This window comes from Marinobacter sp. C7 (assembly GCF_022343555.1).
Classification (GTDB): domain Bacteria; phylum Pseudomonadota; class Gammaproteobacteria; order Pseudomonadales; family Oleiphilaceae; genus Marinobacter.
Genome location: NZ_JAKQZH010000001.1, coordinates 90,698 through 109,310, shown reverse-complemented (window position 1 = coordinate 109,310; position 18,613 = coordinate 90,698). Strand labels below are relative to the sequence as shown.

Annotated in this window: 17 protein-coding genes; 3 read left to right on the top strand and 14 right to left on the bottom strand. The window is 60.7% G+C overall.

Annotated elements, in window-relative coordinates; all coding sequences use genetic code 11:
• Positions 1 to 21 precede the first annotated feature (21 nt).
• The gene (locus MD273_RS00450; RefSeq protein WP_239035814.1) at positions 22 to 2,448 is read left to right on the top strand and encodes a phosphoketolase family protein; all 2,427 of its coding nucleotides are present in this window, start codon (positions 22 to 24) and stop codon (positions 2,446 to 2,448) included.
• An 82-nt stretch (positions 2,449 to 2,530) separates the two neighbouring features.
• Entirely contained in the window at positions 2,531 to 3,637 is a 1,107-nt protein-coding gene (locus MD273_RS00445; protein WP_239035813.1) for a PilT/PilU family type 4a pilus ATPase, read from the top strand.
• 86 nt (positions 3,638 to 3,723) lie between these two features.
• Here the strand turns inward: MD273_RS00445 and MD273_RS00440 are convergent, their stop codons facing one another.
• From MD273_RS00440 to ald, 11 genes are all read right to left on the bottom strand, one after another.
• Positions 3,724 to 4,335, bottom strand: coding sequence for a Yip1 family protein (locus tag MD273_RS00440; RefSeq protein ID WP_239035812.1), 612 nt, complete (start codon positions 4,333 to 4,335; stop codon positions 3,724 to 3,726).
• A 133-nt stretch (positions 4,336 to 4,468) separates the two neighbouring features.
• Positions 4,469 to 5,425 carry a carbohydrate kinase family protein gene (locus tag MD273_RS00435; RefSeq protein ID WP_239035811.1) on the bottom strand — a complete coding sequence of 319 codons (957 nt, stop codon included), beginning with the start codon at positions 5,423 to 5,425 and terminating at the stop codon, positions 4,469 to 4,471.
• 22 nt (positions 5,426 to 5,447) lie between these two features.
• Entirely contained in the window at positions 5,448 to 6,497 is a 1,050-nt protein-coding gene (locus MD273_RS00430) for a LacI family DNA-binding transcriptional regulator (RefSeq protein ID WP_239035810.1), read from the bottom strand.
• A gap of 27 nt (positions 6,498 to 6,524) precedes the next feature.
• Positions 6,525 to 7,661, bottom strand: coding sequence for an ABC transporter ATP-binding protein (locus MD273_RS00425; RefSeq protein ID WP_239035809.1), 1,137 nt, complete (start codon positions 7,659 to 7,661; stop codon positions 6,525 to 6,527).
• 53 nt (positions 7,662 to 7,714) lie between these two features.
• Positions 7,715 to 9,325 (bottom strand): alpha-amylase family glycosyl hydrolase, encoded by a 1,611-nt coding sequence (locus MD273_RS00420; RefSeq protein ID WP_239035808.1) that lies wholly within the window; start codon positions 9,323 to 9,325, stop codon positions 7,715 to 7,717.
• A gap of 16 nt (positions 9,326 to 9,341) precedes the next feature.
• Complete coding sequence (locus MD273_RS00415; protein ID WP_239035807.1) at positions 9,342 to 10,184, bottom strand: carbohydrate ABC transporter permease; 843 nt, start codon at positions 10,182 to 10,184, stop codon at positions 9,342 to 9,344.
• Complete coding sequence (locus MD273_RS00410) at positions 10,181 to 11,125, bottom strand: carbohydrate ABC transporter permease (RefSeq protein ID WP_239037578.1); 945 nt, start codon at positions 11,123 to 11,125, stop codon at positions 10,181 to 10,183. The genes MD273_RS00415 and MD273_RS00410 overlap by 4 nt, the downstream gene beginning before the upstream one ends.
• A 54-nt stretch (positions 11,126 to 11,179) precedes the next feature.
• Positions 11,180 to 12,451, bottom strand: coding sequence for an ABC transporter substrate-binding protein (locus MD273_RS00405; protein ID WP_502846028.1), 1,272 nt, complete (start codon positions 12,449 to 12,451; stop codon positions 11,180 to 11,182).
• Positions 12,452 to 12,486: 35 nt separating this feature from the next.
• On the bottom strand, positions 12,487 to 13,893 hold the full coding sequence (locus MD273_RS00400; protein WP_239035806.1) for a carbohydrate porin: 1,407 nt from the start codon (positions 13,891 to 13,893) through the stop codon (positions 12,487 to 12,489).
• Positions 13,894 to 14,226: 333 nt separating this feature from the next.
• On the bottom strand, positions 14,227 to 14,799 hold the full coding sequence (locus MD273_RS00395) for a glutathione S-transferase N-terminal domain-containing protein (RefSeq protein ID WP_239035805.1): 573 nt from the start codon (positions 14,797 to 14,799) through the stop codon (positions 14,227 to 14,229).
• Positions 14,800 to 14,813: 14 nt separating this feature from the next.
• On the bottom strand, positions 14,814 to 15,932 hold the full coding sequence (gene ald / locus MD273_RS00390) for an alanine dehydrogenase (protein WP_239035804.1): 1,119 nt from the start codon (positions 15,930 to 15,932) through the stop codon (positions 14,814 to 14,816).
• A gap of 161 nt (positions 15,933 to 16,093) precedes the next feature.
• On the opposite strand from ald, the gene MD273_RS00385 reads away from it, so the two are divergent.
• Positions 16,094 to 16,897, top strand: a complete 804-nt coding sequence (locus MD273_RS00385) for a dienelactone hydrolase family protein (protein WP_239035803.1) — start codon at positions 16,094 to 16,096, stop codon at positions 16,895 to 16,897.
• A gap of 39 nt (positions 16,898 to 16,936) precedes the next feature.
• Here the strand turns inward: MD273_RS00385 and MD273_RS00380 are convergent, their stop codons facing one another.
• The 3 genes from MD273_RS00380 to crcB all read right to left on the bottom strand — a co-directional run bounded on the left by MD273_RS00380 (position 16,937) and on the right by crcB (position 18,608).
• Entirely contained in the window at positions 16,937 to 17,641 is a 705-nt protein-coding gene (locus MD273_RS00380) for a lysophospholipid acyltransferase family protein (RefSeq protein WP_239035802.1), read from the bottom strand.
• A 133-nt stretch (positions 17,642 to 17,774) separates the two neighbouring features.
• Positions 17,775 to 17,981 (bottom strand): cold-shock protein, encoded by a 207-nt coding sequence (locus MD273_RS00375; RefSeq protein ID WP_008172950.1) that lies wholly within the window; start codon positions 17,979 to 17,981, stop codon positions 17,775 to 17,777.
• A gap of 246 nt (positions 17,982 to 18,227) precedes the next feature.
• Positions 18,228 to 18,608 carry a fluoride efflux transporter CrcB gene (gene crcB, locus MD273_RS00370; RefSeq protein WP_239035801.1) on the bottom strand — a complete coding sequence of 127 codons (381 nt, stop codon included), beginning with the start codon at positions 18,606 to 18,608 and terminating at the stop codon, positions 18,228 to 18,230.
• Positions 18,609 to 18,613 lie beyond the last annotated feature (5 nt).

Below are 18,613 nucleotides of genomic sequence, written 5' to 3'. Positions count from 1 at the left end.
CCCCTGTCACGGAGGCATCCCATGCCATCGCCAATTCAATCCCAGCCGGCGCCGACCACCGGTCATGCTCGCCCGGAATTCGATCTGTGGCGACAGGGCTATGGAGTCATCCAGCATTCCGAAGTCACTCATGCCCAGGTTCAGGCGCTGGCCGAGCGGCTGGTACAGCGGGGGCTGCAACCAGACACGGAAGCGGTCTATCGCAAACTGGCGGCCCTGGATCGCCTGACCAGTGCCGGTCTATGGCTGGTCGTGCACATGACCTATACCCGTCGTGTGGACGTGACCGGCGCGCCGCTATCGGCTCAGGACTTCAAGACGAGTCCGGAAGGCCATACCGGCGGCGCCCTCAATATGGTGCCGGCCTATGCCGCCTACCTCGCCCTTAACAGCCTCACCGGCCAGACCCGCAGCTGGCTGATGGGTCAGGGTCACTGTGTCGCTGCAGTGGATGCAATCAATGTCCTGACCGGCAACCTCCACCCCGAGCAGCAAGAGCGGTACCAGGGCCCCGATGGCCTGTCACGCCTGGCAGAGGACTTTTACAGCTATCGTCAGAAGCCCGATGGGTCCATGGCTGCGCCTGTCGGCAGCCACGTCAATCCCCACACCGCCGGGGGCATCATTGAGGGCGGGTACCTGGGATTCGCGGAGCTCCAGTATGCCCACCTGCCACTGCCGGGCGAGTCCCTGGCAGCCTTCCTGTCGGACGGCGCCGCCGAGGAACAGCGCGGTAGTGACTGGATTCCCCGGTGGTGGCGCCACGAAGACTGCGGACTGGTTCTGCCGATCATGATTGCCAACGGTCGCCGCATCGAGCAGCGCACCGAATTGGGTACCCGGGAAGGGCTCGAACGATTCGAGGCACACCTGTGCCATCGGGGCTTTGACCCGTTCCGCTTCGACGGCCGAGACCCCTCCGCCTTTGTCTGTGCCCTGTTCTCCATGGAAGAGTCACTGAAAGACCGTGGGCAGGCAGCGGTCAGGGGCGAGGTGCGCTATCCAGTGCGCATCCCCTACGGCATCGCGGAAACGGTCAAGGGTTACGGCTTCTATGGTGCCGGGAGCAACGCGGCGCACAACCTGCCCCTGCCGGGAAATCCCCGGATCGACACCCGGGCCAGGGAGCTATTCCAGAGCCACATCGCGCCGCTCTGGGTCAATCCCGATGAGCTTCAGGGCGCCATCCGGCAGCTGGGTGACCATTGCCGTCAGAACCGTCCCCTGGAACGCGATCATGCCCTGGCATGCCGTAATCCGGAGAATCCGGTCATTCCGCACCTGCCTGCGTGCCGGGAACCGGCTTACTCGCCCATGAAAGCGGTGGATCACTTTTTCCAGGCCCTCGTTGCCGAGAATCCCGACCTGCGCCCCCGGGTCGGCAACCCGGATGAACTGGCCAGCAACCGTCTGACCGGTGTCCTGAAAACGCTCAAACACCGGGTGAATGACCCTGAGAATGAACAGGAGGATGTCCAGGGCAAGATCATTACCGTGCTGAACGAAGAAGCGGTGATCTCGGCGTGTCTGGCAAACAAGGGTGGTGTGAACCTGGTGGCCAGCTATGAAGCTTTCTGCGTCAAGATGCTGGGCGCCATCCGCCAGGAGCTCATTTTTGCCCGGCATCAGAAGGCGGTGGGACGGCCTGCCCGTTGGCTCGGCTTCCCCGTCATTGCCAGCTCCCACACCTGGGAAAACGGCAAGAATGAGCAGTCGCACCAGGACACCACTTTCTGCGAGAGCCTCCTTGGCGAGATGAACGACGTATCCCGGGTCATCTTCCCGGCGGACTACAACAGCACCCTCGCCGCCCTGCCCTCGGTCTACACCGATCGCGGCCGCCTGACCTGCATGGTAGTGCCCAAACGGGAGCGCCCCTGTGTCTTTGACGCCAGCGAGGCCGAGACCCTGGCCCGGCAGGGGGCTCTGGTCGTCGATGAAGACACCTGTGCCGGCGAGCCTTTGCTGCTGATCGCCAACGGCGCCTACCAGCTGTCGGAGGCAATCCGGGCCTGCGAACGCCTGCGGGAGACCGGCACACCCTTCCGGTTGGTCTATGTGCAGGAACCCGGTCGTTTCCGCCAGCCCCGTGACGCTCACGAGGCCGCCGTCTGTGCTTCGGAATTCGAGCGTGAGCGCCTCTTCCCCCACCGTCTGAGGCGTCGTGTCGGCCTGACCCATATGCGCCCCGAGGTCTTCCGCGGCCATCTGTACTCCCTGTTCCCGGAGCTATCCCACACCCGGGTACTGGGTTACCTGAACCAGGGCGGAACCCTGAATGTGGCCGGCATGCTGTTTGCCAATGAGTGCTCCTGGGGACACGTGCTGGCCGCCTGCGCCCAGGTCATGGAACAGCCACCCGGCGAATGGCTGTCCAGCGCCGAACTGGCCGCCGTTGAGGGTCGTGGAGATCCGTCGGCCATCACCCGGGGCCTGCCCACTGCCTGAACCCGGTGATATCCCGGCCGGGCAGGCCCGAGGTATATGGACTAGTATTTGTACTTTGAACCGTGGAGAGCGAGACAGTTTTATGGAGTTGCCCGCATACCTCAAGGTCATGGCCGACAAAGGCGCATCGGACCTCTACTTCTCCACCGGCACACCGGTGATGATCAAGATCGAAGGCCAGACCCGGCCGCTGACCCAGAACCCGTTTCAGCCCGGCGCCGTCAAAAAGCTGGCCTATTCGGTGATGAACGACCATCAGAGGGCCGCATTCGAGCGGGATCTGGAACTGGACATGGCGATCGGGGTGGACCAGGTCGGTCGGTTCCGGGTGAACGTGTTCTGGCAACGGGGCGAAGTGGCGATGGTCATCCGCTACCTGAAAACCGAGATTCCATCGATCGAATCCCTCGGCCTGCCCGGAATCCTCGAGCAGCTGATCATGGAACCCCGGGGCCTGATCCTGGTGGTTGGTGCCACCGGCTCCGGTAAATCCACGACCCTGGCGTCAATGATCGATTATCGGAACCAGCACCGCAGCGGTCACATCCTGACCATTGAGGACCCGATCGAATATACCCACACCCACGGTATGAGCGTGATCAATCAGAGGGAAGTCGGCGTCGATACCCACTCCTATTCCGATGCCCTGAAGCGGGCCATGCGGGAGGCGCCGGACGTCATCATGATTGGCGAGATCCGGGACCGGGAAACCATGAAGCAGGCCCTGACCTATGCCGAGACCGGCCACCTGTGTATTTCCACCCTGCACGCCAGCAATGTGGACCAGACCCTGCGGCGGATCGTGAACTTCTTCCCGGACGAAGCCCACAAGGAGCTGTTCATGGACCTGAGCCTGCACCTGCGGGCGGTGGTTTCCCAACGGCTCTTGCGCAGTGTTGATGGCAAACGGGTCCCGGCCGTGGAGGTCATGCTCGCCAGCCCCTACATCAAGGAACTGGTCAACAAGGGTGAAATCGGCGGGATCGGCGAGGTGATGGAAAAAAGCCGGGAGATGGGCATGCGGACCTTCGACCAGGCCATCCTGGACCTCTATCACCAGGGCCAGATCACCAAGGACGAGGCCTTTGCCAACGCCGATTCGAGGCACAACCTGGAAGTCGCCATCCGCCTGGAACAGGGCAAGATGGGCTCAGACAGTTCAGGCCTGAGGATCGACGACGGGAACTGAAGTGCCGGGCCCTGAAAGTTCGAAGGGAGCCTGCCTGGCTCCCTTCCGTTGCACATTTCCATTGTCTGGCAGCGCAATGCCGCCGTTTACCCGCTGACGAATACCGGGCCGACGCCAAAGTTCCAGAGGATGACCGAACCGACACGGGTGGACACAAGGATGACCAGGGCCACGGTCAGCAAGGCACCCGCGTACATCACGGCACGCTCCTTCTCAATGCCCATGACGATCGGCAGTCCGTCGTACATGAGCCAGGCGCCATAGCAGGCAGCGATCAGGAACACGATCGCGTTGAACCAGGGCACCGGATACAGCAGGGCGAAGCCTGCCAGGAACAACGGCGTGCAGGAGTATGCCGCCAGCGCAATCCCGTTGGACGGGACATGCTCTTCCTTGGCGCCATAGGTTTTCGCCATCCAGTTAATGGCGTAACCAAGGGCGAAAACGCCCACCAGCATCGCGAGGTAGGTCAGCACACTCAGTTGCAGGGCACTGATTTCCGTCAGCTTGATCAGCCGCTCGTTACCCACCGTCCAGCCGAAATAGGCTGTCGAGATATAGGCACAGACCGGCGCAATCGCAGCCAGGACAAGGACATAAGCCACGTAGAGACGTCTGGGCGTCTCGTGTTCTTTGCGGATGGACACCCATTCTTCGTCTGGGTGCGTGAAAAGACCGAACGCATGTTGCAGGAGCATGGACACCCCCTTTTCTTGCTGTTGTTGGTATGGTCAGGTACGCCTCTCGCACGCTGTCGGATCAAAGAGCTGCACCTGAACTTAACTATAGTCAAGAATGGATGGGTGAAAAGGCAGCTTTCATGCCTTTTTGTCATTTAGAAAGGACTTTCAGATCCTTTGGTTCTGGCAAAGCATCGAATGCGCCGAACCGTGTGGCGGTAATTGCACCACACAGCGACGCAAATTCCAGGGCCTCTGCCAGCACGCCTCCGGTCATCAGCCACTGCCGGAAGCCGGCGGCCGCAATGCGATCCCGCCACAGGCAATAAAGCAGGCCGGCGACAAAGGAATCCCCCGCTGCCGTCGTATCAATGGCCTCGACCATCGGAGGCTCGACCTGCAGGTGCTCTTCGGCAGCGAAAGCGTGCAGGGTGCCCGGCCCATCCGAAATCACCACCAGCGGGATCCCCTGGTCTTGCAGGTCCCGCACCATGGCGTCGGCACGCTCACCGTAGAGCTGTCCCAGCTCCTCGCGACTGAACTTGACGATATCCGCCTGCCGGGCCAGTTGCCCGATCACCTCCGGGGCCTGTTCCGGTGAAGGCCAGAGCCCCGGCCTGAAATTGACGTCAAAACTGACCAGGCAGCCGGCCTTGCGCGCCCGCGCCACCAGGAGCCGCGACGTGTCGCGAATTGCAGCTTCGGTCAGGGTATTGGAGCACAGGTGAAAGATCCGGGCGGTGCTCAACGCGTGCCCGGGCAACTGGTCCGCCCGGTACAACAGGTCGGCGGTGGCGTTACGGTAGAAACTGAAGCTGCGCTCGCCCTGCTCATCCAGCGATACCATCGCCAGGGCAGTCAGCGCCGAATCCGACAGGCTCAGCAGTGATGTATCCACCCCGTAACCAGCCAGGTTACGGGCGATAGTCTGGCCAAAGACATCGTTGCCCACCTGCCCGGCAAAACCGGCGCGCCCGCCCAGACGGGCCACCCCCACGGCCACGTTGGCAGGGGCACCACCGGGCTGGGGCAGATACTGCACACCGCACTCGCCCTGCTCACCACGCATATCAATCAGCGCTTCTCCGAAGCAGAGAACATCGGACATGGGTCTGGAACCTCTCGAATGGTTACGGGCAGCTTTCGCGGATCAGCAAATGAGTTTGCAGGAGAACGTTCCGGTCCTCCTGCTCGCCAAGAAAGATGCGGGCCGCCACCCGCCCTTTCTCGGCGCTCTGCTGGTAAACGGTGGTCAGGGATGGATGGATATTGGCGCCTTCCGGTATGCCATCAAAACCAACGACCCGGACATCCTCCGGTACCCTGAGCCCCATCTGCAGTGCGGCCTGGATCGCCGCCAGCCCGATCCGGTCACTCATGCACAAAAGCAAATCCGGACGGGGGGTGGTGGTCAACGCCTCCCGCGCCGCCTGGTAGGCGTCCTGATGAGTGTTGGTGGGCGTGGACCAGATGCGCTCCGAAGGAACCTGGTAACCGGACGCCTCAAGGGCATCCAGGTAACCATTCAGGCGCCGGACCGAAATCGCCCGCGTCTCGCTGAACAGTTCACGATCCCGGATCCTGCAGACCCGATCGGTGTCCACCAGCCGCAAGCCGAGAATGGCCACCTGCTCAGCGGGCATTCGCAATGCATGCTCGGCACTGCGGCGGGCTCCGTCGTAGTTGTCGATGTTGACCCAGGTACAGCCTTCCAGGTCAAAGTCCACCACCACCATGGGCTTGCCATGCTGCTTCAGGCGCTTATAGGTTTCCTCTTGCCTGAGCCAGCCGTAGACAATGAAGCCATCGACCATCGATTCCTGCAGGCGGCTGCGTTGCTCGTCGTGACTGGAAAGCAGCAACATGTTCATATGCCGGCGATCCAGAACCTCGGCCACCCCATGCAGGAACTCGCTGGCGACCGGGTCGGTGAGACTGTATGCCAGATTATCCGCCAGCATGACGCCGACAATACCGGTACGCCCGGTCCGCAGACTGCGGGCCGCGGCGTTCGGTCCCATGTAGCCCAGGCGCTTGCACTCCTCGAGAATCCAGCGGCGCTTGGCCTCGGAGAGCTGATCCGGCCGGTTGAAGGCATTGGAAATGGTTGCCGTGGAGACATTCAGCTTCTCGGCCATCGCCTTCACGGTTAGCCGTTTGGGCGTTTTACTGACGGTCATGATTTCCCCACCGGTGTGTTTCTGTGATCAACGGTTTGCTGCCTCGGCCACCCCGGCAGCCTCCGGCTGCGGGGTAAAGGCCGGCAACGCCCGGCCGGTGTGGTCGAAGACGTGTACCAGGTCCGCGTCGGTGCCCAGCTCCACCCGCTGCCCGGGACAGATCTCACAGGGTACCGGCTGACGCACCACCATCAACTCGTCCATAGCCGGCAATTCGATATACACGTAGGCTTCGTTGCCCAGGTACTCCACATTCACCACCTCAAGGCCGCGATCCGGGCCGGACAGCTCCAGCCGGAAGTGTTCAGGCCGGACACCGACCGTGACTGCGTCGCCGGGAGTCAGACCATCGCTGGTTCGGTTCATCGTCAGTGTTCCGAGGCCGCCGACCTCCACCTGAGTACTGGCGCCACCGGTTGCTCCGGCGATCCGGCCCGGCATCAGATTCATCCTGGGTGAGCCGATGAACCCGGCAACAAACAGACTGGCCGGATGCTCGTAGAGCTCGTAGGGTGTCCCGACCTGCTCCACATTGCCCCGGTTGAGCACGACAATCTTGTCGGCCAGGGTCATGGCCTCAACCTGATCGTGGGTCACATAGATCATGGTGGACTGCAGCCGATCGTGCAATTTGGCAATCTCGGTACGCATCTGCACCCGCAGGCTTGCATCCAGATTGGACAGCGGCTCATCAAACAACATGATTTTCGGTTCCCGGGCCATGGCCCGCCCGATGGCCACGCGCTGACGCTGTCCGCCGGAGAGCTCCCGGGGTTTGCGTTCCAGCAACTTTTCCAGCTGCAGGACTTCGGCGGTTTTCTCGACCCACTCCCGGATCCTGCTCTTGTTGGCCGTGCCCAGTTTCAGGCCGAACGCGATGTTCTCATAGACCGTCATGTGCGGGTACAGGGCGTAGGACTGGAAAACCATCCCTACGCCCCGCTCCTTCGGCGATTCCTCGGTAACCACACGACCATCGATTTCGATGTCACCGCCGGTGGGGTCTTCCAGTCCGGCAATCAGGCGCAGCATGGTGGACTTGCCACAGCCGGAAGGCCCGACAAACACGACAAATTCCCCGTCCTCGATGCGCAGGTTCACGCACGGCAGGATTTCTTCGTTACCAAAGGTCTTGTTGATGTTTTTCAGTTCCACACATGCCATGGTGGAGACTCCTCTGTTGATCGCCCGGCCACACTGGCCGGGCGCTCCGAAGTTCAAAGTTCAGCAAACAGCGCCTGGTAAGGCGGCAGGACCAGCTCTTCGCCGTCGATGTACCCTTCAAAGCCGGGCTCCGCGATGATGCGGTCAACTGTGCAAGGCACCGGTGTCCGGACCTGTCGGCCGGTCAGGTTCAGGGCAACGAGCAGGCTTTGGTCATCACTGCGGCGGATCCAGCACAGCGCGTCGCCGGTGTTTTCAATCAGTTCCAGCCCGCCGGAAACCAGGGCCGGCTGTTGCTGGCGCCAGCGGATCAGCTGGCGGACCCGGTTCAGGGTCGAACCCGGATCCGTCTCCTGGCTCTGAACAGACAACTCCCGGTGGCGGGCGTCGACCGGCAGCCAGGGCTCACCGGTGGTGAAGCCTGCCTTCACGCCCGCGGTCCAGGGCATCGGGGTCCGGCAGCCATCCCGGCCCTTGAATGCCGGCCAGAATTCAATGCCGTAGGGATCCTGCAAGGCTTCAAAATGCACATCCGCCTCGGGCAGACCGAGTTCCTCGCCCTGGTACAGGGACACGCTGCCACGCAGGGTCAGCAGCAGGGCCATGAGAATACGGGCATAGGCTGCCGGGTCGTCCACACCTTCGCCCCATCGGCTGACCACCCGCACCACGTCGTGGTTGCTCAGAGCCCAGCAGGGCCAGCCCTCTCCGAGGCGGGTCTGGAACCGGCGCACCACATCACGGACCCAGTCCGGTCCCTGACGGTCTGACAGCAGGTCGAAGGAGTAGGCCATGTGCAGGCGGCCGTCGCCGTGCGTATATTCGGCCATCCGCTCCAGCGGCTTGTCGTCGCCGATCTCGCCTACCAGGGTAGTGTCCGGGTACTGGTCCATCAGCCGGCGCAGATCCGCCAGAAAAGCCAGGTTCTCCGGCTGGCTGAGATCGTACACGTGGCGCTGATAGGTATAGGGGTTCACGCCGCTGGCCACGAACGTCTTGGGCTGGTCCTTGGGTACCGGCGGATTATTCTCCAGACCCTGGCTGTGGTAGTAGAAATTGACCGTATCCAGCCGGAAGCCGTCAGTGCCCAGATCCAGCCAGAACCGCATGTTGTCCAACTGGGCCCGGCGCACCTCCGGGTTGTGGAAATTCAAATCCGGCTGACTGGTCAGGAAATTGTGCAGGTAATACTGGGCCCGGCGACTGTCCCAGGCCCAGGCACTGCCACCGAAAATGGACAGCCAGTTGTTGGGGGGTGTGCCATCGGGCTTCGGATCGGCCCAGACAAACCAATCGGCCTTGGGGTTATTCCGGCTCTGCCGGCTCTCCTCGAACCAGGGATGAATATCGGAGGTGTGGCTCAGCACCTGGTCGATGATCACCTTGAGCCCGAGTTGGTGGGCCTCGGCCACCAGCGCCCGATAGTCTTCCAGGTTTCCAAACATCGGGTCCACGCCCCGATAATCGGAAACATCGTAACCGAAGTCCTTCATGGGCGAGGTAAAGAACGGCGACAGCCAGATCGCATCCACGCCCAGTGACGCCACGTAGGGAAGTTTCTCCGTCACCCCCTGGAGGTCACCGATACCATCCCCGTTGGTGTCCAGAAAACTGCGCGGATAGATCTGGTAGATGATGCCGCCTTTCCACCATGGCTGGGTCATACAGAAAACTCCTTGATTAACCTTTGACCGCGCCCGCCGTCAGGCCGGACACGATTCGACGTTGGAAGATGAGCACCAACACCACCAGCGGCACTGTAACGATGACCGAAGCGGCCATCAGGTTGCCCCAGGGCAGCTCATGCTGGGAGCCACCGGTAATCAGGGCGATGGCCACGGGCACCGTGCGCTGGTCGTCGGTGAGAGTGAACGTGAGGGCAAACAGGAACTCGTTCCACGCGGCGATGAATGCGAGCAGACCGGTGGTCGCCATGGCGGGCCACATCAGCGGTATGAACACCTTGAACAGCGTGGTGATGGGGGAAGCTCCGTCGACGATTGCCGCTTCTTCGAGCTCCTTCGGCAACTGCCGCATAAAGGTGGTCAGTATCCAGACCGTGAACGGCAACGTGAAAATGGTGTAGGAAAAGATCAGCGCCAGCGGATCGTTATACAGGTTCATGGCGCGGATCACTTCGAACAGGCCGGACAACACCGCTACCTGGGGGAACATGGAAACCCCGAGCACGATCATCAGTACCGCACTACGGCCCCGGAACTGCACCCGGCCGAGGGCGTAGGCCGCGGTCAGGCCGAAGCCCATGGCAATCAGCACCGTGGCGAGGGACACCAGTACCGAGTTCCAGATACTCTTTACGAATGAGCCCTGGCCCAGCACCGCCGCGTAGTTGGCGAAATCGAAAGAACTGATCCAGTAGTCGACGGTGAACAGCTCGGAACCGCTCTTGAACGAGGTCAGGATGGCGTAATAAAACGGGAATACCGTGAACAGCAGGATCGCCAGCAGCAGAACGGCAAATCCGACCTTGCCGGCAATCTTCTTGAGCAAACGGACGTTCATGCCTCACCTCCGATCTGTTTGCGGCCCAAATAGAGATAGGTGATGGTTGCCAGCGCGATGATCATGAACAGCACCGTCGACGCTGCGGAGCCGTAGCCCACATCCTGGAACTGCACCAGTTGTTGCCGGGCATAGACGGACATGGACATGGTGTCCTCGCTGTTGGACGTCAGCACGTAAATCACATCGAACACCCGGAGCGCGTCCAGGACCCGGAAAATGATGGCGACCATCAGCGCCGGCGTGATCAGCGGCAGCGTGACCTTGAAGAACACCCGGACCGGGTTGATACCGTCCACCTTCGCCGCTTCGTAGCAGTCGGAGGGCAGCATCTGCAGCGCCGCCAGGGCCAGCAGGGCCATGAACGGTGTGGTTTTCCAGACATCGACCATGATCACTGCCCACATGGACAGATCGGCATTGGCGGTCCAGTTCAGTGGCTCCGCGATGATCCCGAGAGTCATCAAAAGGTCGTTGATGATCCCGAACTGGTCGTGGAGCATCCAGCCCCACATCTTGGCCGAGACAATCGTCGGAATTGCCCAGGGAATAAGCACCGCCGCACGAACCCAGCCACGTCCACGGAACCGGGCATTGAGGGTCAGGGCGATAATCAGTCCGAGGATGGTTTCGGCGCCCACGGACACCACGGTAAAGAACAGGGTGTTCCAGACCGCCTGCCACCAGGCCGGATCGGCCAGGACGCCGAACCACATGCCGTCGTCGTAGACCAGGTAATTCTCGAAGCCAACCCAACCATACTCGCTGATACTGGAAAAGCTGGCGTCGGTGAAACTGAACCAGATGGTTCGTACCAGAGGCCATCCGGCGACGGCAGCCAGCACCACGAGCATGGGAATCAGGAATAGCCATGCCGCTCGCAGGCGCTGGCGGCGCACCTTGCTGGACTGCCGCCGGGCGGGGACGGAAGCCGTCGGCATCTTGCCGACCGCTTCGGTTTCTGCGGGTGCTGGAGTGGTATGTGACATGGCGCGTTACCAGCCCCGGCGACCCAGGCGACGCAGGTCCCGTTCCAGGGATCCCAGTGCCTCCTCCGGTTCCGCCTCACCGGACAGCACGTCGTGGACCGAGTTGAAGAAAGCGTTGGAGACCCGGCCGTAGTTCTCACCGGTCACCGATGACGGGCGAGGTACGCCGTTCTTGAAGGTCTCGAACAGCTCGCCGAAAAACGGCACCGCCGCCAGGACGTCTTCGTCCTGATAGAGCTCCGGAAGCGTGGGGTTGTAGCTGCCTTCGATGGCCCGGCGTTTCTGTTCCTCATAGCTGGTCAGGTAACGGACCAGGTCAGCGGCCAGATCGGGATTCTCCGAGTATTTCGATACCGCCAGTTGCCAACCGCCCAGGGTTCCGGCGTGGCGACCGCCCTCACCACCTTTCGGCAAGGCAACCACTCCCACCTTGCCTTTCACGGGGCTGTCGTCACTCTGGGCCAGGCTCCAGGCGTAGGGCCAGTTACGCATGAACAGCGCATTTCCGGACTGGAACACGCCCCTTGCCTCTTCCTCGGTATAGTTCAGGACCGCCCGGGGAGAGATGGTGTCCACCCAGCCGCTCGCCCGTTCCAGGGCCTCGATGGCCTGCGGATTGTCGATGGTGACATCGCCGTCGGCGTTCACGATGGTGCCGCCGTTGTGGCTGGCCACCCACTCCAGGGCATCACAGGTAAGTCCTTCATAGGCGCGGCCCTGCCAGACAAAGCCCCAGAACTTGTCGTTACCGGCCTCACGTTGTGCCTTCATGACCGCTTCCGCGGATTCGGTCAGCTGCTCCCAGGTTTTCGGCACCGGCTGATCGTACTGTTCCAACAGGTCCTTGCGGTAATACAAAACGCCGGCATCGGTGAACCAGGGCATGGCGACCAGGCGGCCGTCCACGGTGTTGTTGCGCAGCAGCGCCTCGAAGTGCTTCGACTCGGCGCCGTCCATGTGGGGCGCGAGATCAATCATGTGCCGGGCCAGCATGCCCGGCCAGACCACGTCGATCTGGAAGATATCCACATCGCCGGACTGGGCCGCCAGCAACTGCTGATAGAGGGACAGGCGTTCGGTGGCAGAGTTGGGGGTGGACACAACCTGGACATCGTTGCCGGTCTTTTCCGACCAGGCGGCCACACCTTCTTCACATAACTGTCGCTCGGCGCCCACGGCGCCACAGGAGATGGTGACGGTTGCGGCCTGCAGCCCACCCGTCAAAAGGCAGGCGGCCGCGCTCCCGATCATCCAGTGTTTCAGGGTAAATCTGGACATAATGATCACCTCAAATCAGTTTGTTGTTGTCTGTCTCAGAACCAGATTTCCATTTGGGTCCCGAAGGTCCACTGACCACTCTCGAAGTCGCTGTCCGCGCCCAACGCATCGCCACCGGCGTAGCCTTCCAGCTCGTCATCCCAGGTGGAGTAACTGGCGAAGACGCGGATTTCGGGTCGATTCCAGAAATCACCGACCTGGGGCTTGAACGTTGGCGCGACGGTGAAACGGCTGTAATCGCCATCAACGGCATTACGACCAGCGTAGTCCAGCGGGGTGATGTCCATGGTCTGCCAGGAGGCCTCGTACTGCATTTCGAAGTTCTGCGTGAACTCCTGCGCAAGGCGTGCGTTGAACGTCAGCCACTGATACTCGTCGCCCTTGATGTATCGGTCCTCGCTGGTTTCAGCCAGGATCGCCGGGGCAAAGCGCCAGCTCTCGCTGAGGTAGGTGGTGCCGTAGACACCCAGGCGGGTGCTGACTGCATCCTCGTGCAGGTCACCATCGGCACCAATACTCTTGGCTTCGGCCCCCAGGCCCTGACCGTGCATGACGGCCAGCTTGAAGTTGCCCTCGGACAGCCCGAAGAAGCTGTCGCCGTGGTAGGCAAGCATGGTATGGACGCCGGTTTCTGCGGCTTCCTGAACGCCACCGACCACCCGCTGGTCGTTGTCCTGCGCCTTCATCGCGTTGAGCATCCACTGGACATTGCCGAAGTAGTTGTTGGCGGTCAGGATCAGGTTGTCGGTGCTGGAGGTTTCGTCGGCCAACTGCGGATCGGAGGGGAAGTCCAGGAAGCTCCGGCCATACAGGGAAAAGTTGGATGTCACCGAGTCGGTAAACTTCACATCGTAGATGCCGCCGCCCAGACCGGCCAGGAAGATGAAGTCGCTGTCGAGCCAGTGAATGTCAAAGTTGTCCCGGTCAAAGCGCTTTCCGGCCCAGATCGACGCGTCCCGGAAAATACCGGTGAAGCTGGCAATATCGCTGAACTCCACGTAGGCCTGGCGGACGTTGAGGGCCCCGTCACCGGCTGTCCAGTCGTTGGAGGAAGTGGTGGAATCGGCAATCATCAGCCGGTAATGGGATTTGGTGCCGTTCTCCGCCACCTGCTTGTAGTTCAGAATGGCTTCCAGGTAGGTGTCCGGCTCGTTCCCCAGACGGCCCACGGCACCACCCACGGAACCGGCCGGCGTCAGATAGGGACCTCCCGGGGCGCTTTGCAGGTCACCGTTGAGCAGCAGTCCCGAGCGGGCGTAGGTGTTGAAGGAGAATCCCTCGTCGCCGGCCGCCCGGGGCTCAACTTCGGCCAGTTTTTCTTCCAGGGCCGCGAGGCGTTCCTCGACACTCTGCTGCTCCTGTGCAGCCACAGAGGTGCTGGCAAGGGCCAGTGAGAGTCCAAGTGCCAGAGGGTTGGGGTTTGGAGCTTTGCCAAAAATCATCTGTCGGAACCTCATCTTGTTTTTGTAAGGTTGGTTTTCGTCCAGTCGATGCTGACTTAATGCATTAAGTCGAGAGACCAAAAAAATGGGTCCATCGGAGCTATGTGTGGGAAGCCTCCTGCGATCAATCGATGCCTCAAGTCAGTGTCCTTGCTTAATCCTCAAGCCGAAGACCGGATTCAAAACCGGTCTTAATGGATTAAGTGACCACCAAAGATAGGAGCGATAGTTCAGTTCTGCAACCGCTTGCAAAACTTAAATTCAACTTAAATTTCAGGAGGCGCGGGTGGCCCGGAGCGGGTCACCCGTAAGTCGCTAGACAGGGCCAGACAATCAGGCGAGACGTGGATCGGTCTGGGACACCCAGGGTTTATCCTTGCGACTGTCCCTGAACGCCAGCAGGCTTTCGACGCCGGTGAAGTCCACCAGATCCCGGAAATCGAGCCAGTCCACCAGGCAGTACAGGCAGATCGCGGGATAGTTCCAGGTTTCGAACTGCCCCTCTTCGACCTGGGCTGCCAGGGTACGCAAAGTGGTCATGATCCGCTCGCGCTGCAGGTTGAAGAACATTAGGTCCCCATCGACATCAATGCCCGAACGCTTGGACAATAACAGAGTGACCGCGGAGTCATTGGCGGCATCAATGAGTGTCAGCTGGTTCTGCTGGTCCCAGGTCAGCGGATCCCGGTTCTGTTTGGCGCTCACGTACCGGGCAATAATGCGGGAGTCATAGATTTCCTGCCCCTCATCCTCAAGCATGGGAATCTTCAGCGCCGGATTGTTGCGCCGTAGCTCATCCCGACCTTCTCCGTAGATATCCAGATTAACGAACTCATAGGGCTCCTCATCCAGCAGGATACGGATTCGGCGTACGTAGGGAGAGGTGGTGGATCCAATCAGCTTCATATCTGCTCCGGTTGTCAGGTTCCCAGCAGGGTTTCAGGGTTGGTGTAGTCATACCCGGTGGCTTCGGCCACTTCCCTGTAGGTCACTTTGCCGGCCATCACATTCAGACCTGCCAGCAGGTGCGGATCGTCCCTCAATGCCTGCCTGGGCCCCTTGTTCGCGAGGGCCGCAATGAATGGCAGGGTGACGTTATTCAGTGCCAGGGTGGACGTTCTCGCCACCGCACCGGGCATATTGGCCACGCAGTAATGTACCACACCATCCACGACGTACGTGGGATTGTCATGGGTGGTGGGCTTCGAGGTCTCGGCGCAACCACCCTGGTCGATCGCCACATCCACGATGACACTGCCCTCGGGCATGCGCCGGACCATATCCCGGGTGATCAGCTTGGGCGCCGAGGCACCGGGAATCAGCACGCCGCCAATGACCAGGTCGGACTCGATAACGGCCTGGTCCAGGGTGTGGGCCGTGGAGAACAGGGTGGAGATCTGATTGCCGAAACGATGGTCGAGATGCCGGAGCACTTCCATGCTGCGATCCACCACCGTGACGTGGGCGCCCAGGCCGACGGCCATGGCAGCCGCGTTCTGTCCCACGACGCCACCGCCAATGATGGTGACCCTGGCCGGGCTGACTCCCGGCACCCCACCGAGCAAGACTCCCCGCCCGCCAAGGTATTTTTCCAGACAATGGGCACCGGCCTGGATCGACATACGCCCGGCCACTTCGGACATCGGCGCCAACAGCGGCAAACGGCCGGCGTGATCCGTCACGGTTTCGTAGGCAATGCAGGTGGCACCGGATTTCACCAGGTCCTCGGTCTGGGCCTGGTCTGGTGCCAGGTGCAAGTAGGTAAACAGCGTGTGTTCCGGCCGGAGCAGGGTCCGTTCGCCGGCCTGGGGTTCTTTGACCTTGACGATCAGTTCCGCCTGTTCAAATACCTCCTCGGCTGTCGCCACCAGGCGGGCTCCGGCCTGCCGGTAATCCTCATCGGAAAAACCGATGGCGGTACCGGCGCCCTCCTGCACAAACACCTCATGACCATGGCCACACACCTCATGAACCGACGCCGGAATCATGCCGACCCGGTATTCGTTGTTCTTGATCTCCTTCGGAACTCCCACTTTCATGGACGATCTCCTGCACTGAGCCAAAGCGAATCCGTGAGTCTCTCGCTCAAGTGTAGTAAAAAGAAAGGAATTCCGGATGACGCATTTGGATGCATCGGTTTTCCGGCCAAGGCCGTAAAAACGGCACAAGAAAACCAGAACCAGAAGGAACAGGAGGAAGTATGAACCCGATAAAAACCACAGCCCTGGCAACCACTCTCGGTCTTTCCCTGGCCAGCACAGGAGCCCTCGCCGAAATGCAGACTGAAACCATTGAATACAAGGTCGGTGATACAACATTCACCGGTTATCTCGCCTGGGATGATGAAGATGAGGGCAAGCGTCCCGGCGTGCTGGTGGTGCACGAGTGGTGGGGTCATAACGAGTTCGCGCGGGACCAGGCCGAGAAACTGGCAGCCGCTGGCTATACCGCCTTTGCCCTGGACATGTACGGCGAGGGCAAAGTCACCGACCATCCCGATACGGCCCAGCAATTCATGCAGGAAGCCACCAGGGATATGGACCAGTTGAAAGCACGCTTCCTCAAGGCCAAGGAGCTGCTACAGAATCATGAGAGTGTTGACGGCTCCCGCATTGCCGCCCAGGGATATTGCTTTGGTGGCGCGGTAGTGCTGAACATGGCACGTTTGGGCGTCGAACTTGACGGTGTGGTGAGCTTCCACGGCGCCCTGGGCAGCCCGATCAAGGCCCAGGCAGGTGAAGTAAAGGCGCAGGTCCAGGTCTACACCGGTGGCGCCGACCAGATGGTACCGTCCGATCAGGTTGCCGGACTGGTCAAGGAAATGCAGGATGCCCAGGTGGACCTGACCCTCGTGAGCTTTCCGGGTGTCCGGCACTCCTTCACCAACCCCGGTGCCGACAAAGTAGCCGAAGAGTTCAACATGCCCATCGGCTACGACGAAGAGGCCGCCACCCGCTCCTGGCAAGGCACCATGGAGTTCTACCAGCGGATCTTCGCGCAATAGGCTGCAGCCAGTGCGCTCCGGCATCATCGGGGCGCACTTCTAGCTCTCCAGAGCACCACTGATCGTGGTTCGCACCTCGTCCATCAGAACCTCCACCGGCTTGTCGGAAGTCATCACGGGCGGATGTATGACGATGTGAATCTCACCACTGGTAAAGGCTGCATGGCCTTTGGGTAATCGTTCGTGGGAGCCCACGATGGTGACGGGCAGGATCGGCAGTTCACCATCCCGGGCAATCACAAACCCGCCCCGCTTGAATGGCAGCAGCTTGCCATCCCACGACCGGGTTCCCTCCGGAAACAGCAGGATGCCGGTGCCATCCGGTAGCTGGGCAACGCCCTGCTTGATACTTTCCAGCGCGTCCGCTCCTTTCGACCGGTCGATGAACAGGTTCCGGGAGGTCTCCAGCGCCAGGCCAAACAGGGGCACCTTGCGCAGTTCCTTCTTGATCACCCACCGGTACTGCAGCCCGAGGGCGAGCACCAGGGCGGGGGGATCGAAATAGGAGGCGTGGTTGCTGAGAATAACGTAGCGCTGGCCCGGCCGGATGTACTCCTTGCCGCTGACTCTCAGGCGAATGCCGCACACCTTCAGGATGATCCAGGCATAGATCCGGGTGCCGTGAAAGGCCGCATCACCCCGCTTGCCGGCAAGGGCAGCAATCACAATCGGCAGGAACAGGATCAGGGTAAGCAGGACCGCCCAGAACAGGATCCAGGTGGCTTTCAGAAATCGCAACAGCATGGCGGGAATCCCTGTAAATCTCGACAACCGGTTTAACGAGCAACAGGGGAGCAAAGATTACATATTGCCGGGAAAATCACAAAAAAAGGCAGCCGAAGCTGCCTTTTTTGCGTGTTGCTGAATCCGTCAGGGATTACAGAGCAACAACGTTCTCCGCCTGAGGACCCTTCTGGCCCTGAGTTACGGTGAACTCGACCTGCTGGCCTTCGGCCAGGGTCTTGAAACCAGAGCCCTGGATGGCGCTGTAGTGAACGAATACGTCCGGGCCGCCTTCACGAGTGATAAAGCCAAAGCCTTTAGCTTCGTTGAAGAACTTAACAGTACCGGTAGTAGTAGACATACTTAAACTTCCTGAAATCAATCATTTACTCTACTGCCTCACGCCACAGCGGCGCTTGGTCAGCGTTTGCGGAAATACAGAACTCGCTTAATCAAAAACAGGACGGCACTACTGACTACAGGTACGTCTTATTCATGAAACGCTTTACTGACTCTTTCCTTGAGATCCAACTCTACGCGGGAATCCCGGGAATGCCAAGCGAAATTTCAAAGATTTATGTAGGTAAAGATACCCACCGACAGGAAGTCAGCCCCTGATCAGGGAAAAGGTGTAAAAACCGAGGGCGGTCATCAGGATAGAACCCACCACGTGGGCGAGAATGCCGGCGATCGCCATACCCCATTTCCCTTCCTGGAGCGCCGCAAACATTTCCAGGGAAAACGTCGAGAAGGTAGTCAGGGCCCCGCACAGGCCGGTGATAGCGAACAGACGCCACTCGGGCGACAGGGAAGTCCCATGGGTGAAGTAGCCCATGAGTAAACCGATCAGCCAGCCGCCGCTGAGGTTGGCGAGCAAGGTGCCATAGGGAACCGCATGGTAGGTCGTGTTGAGCCAAAGCCCCAGGACCCACCGGAGGTTGGCACCAATCACCGCTCCGACGCTCACCGCCACAACCGATAGCCACATGCCTG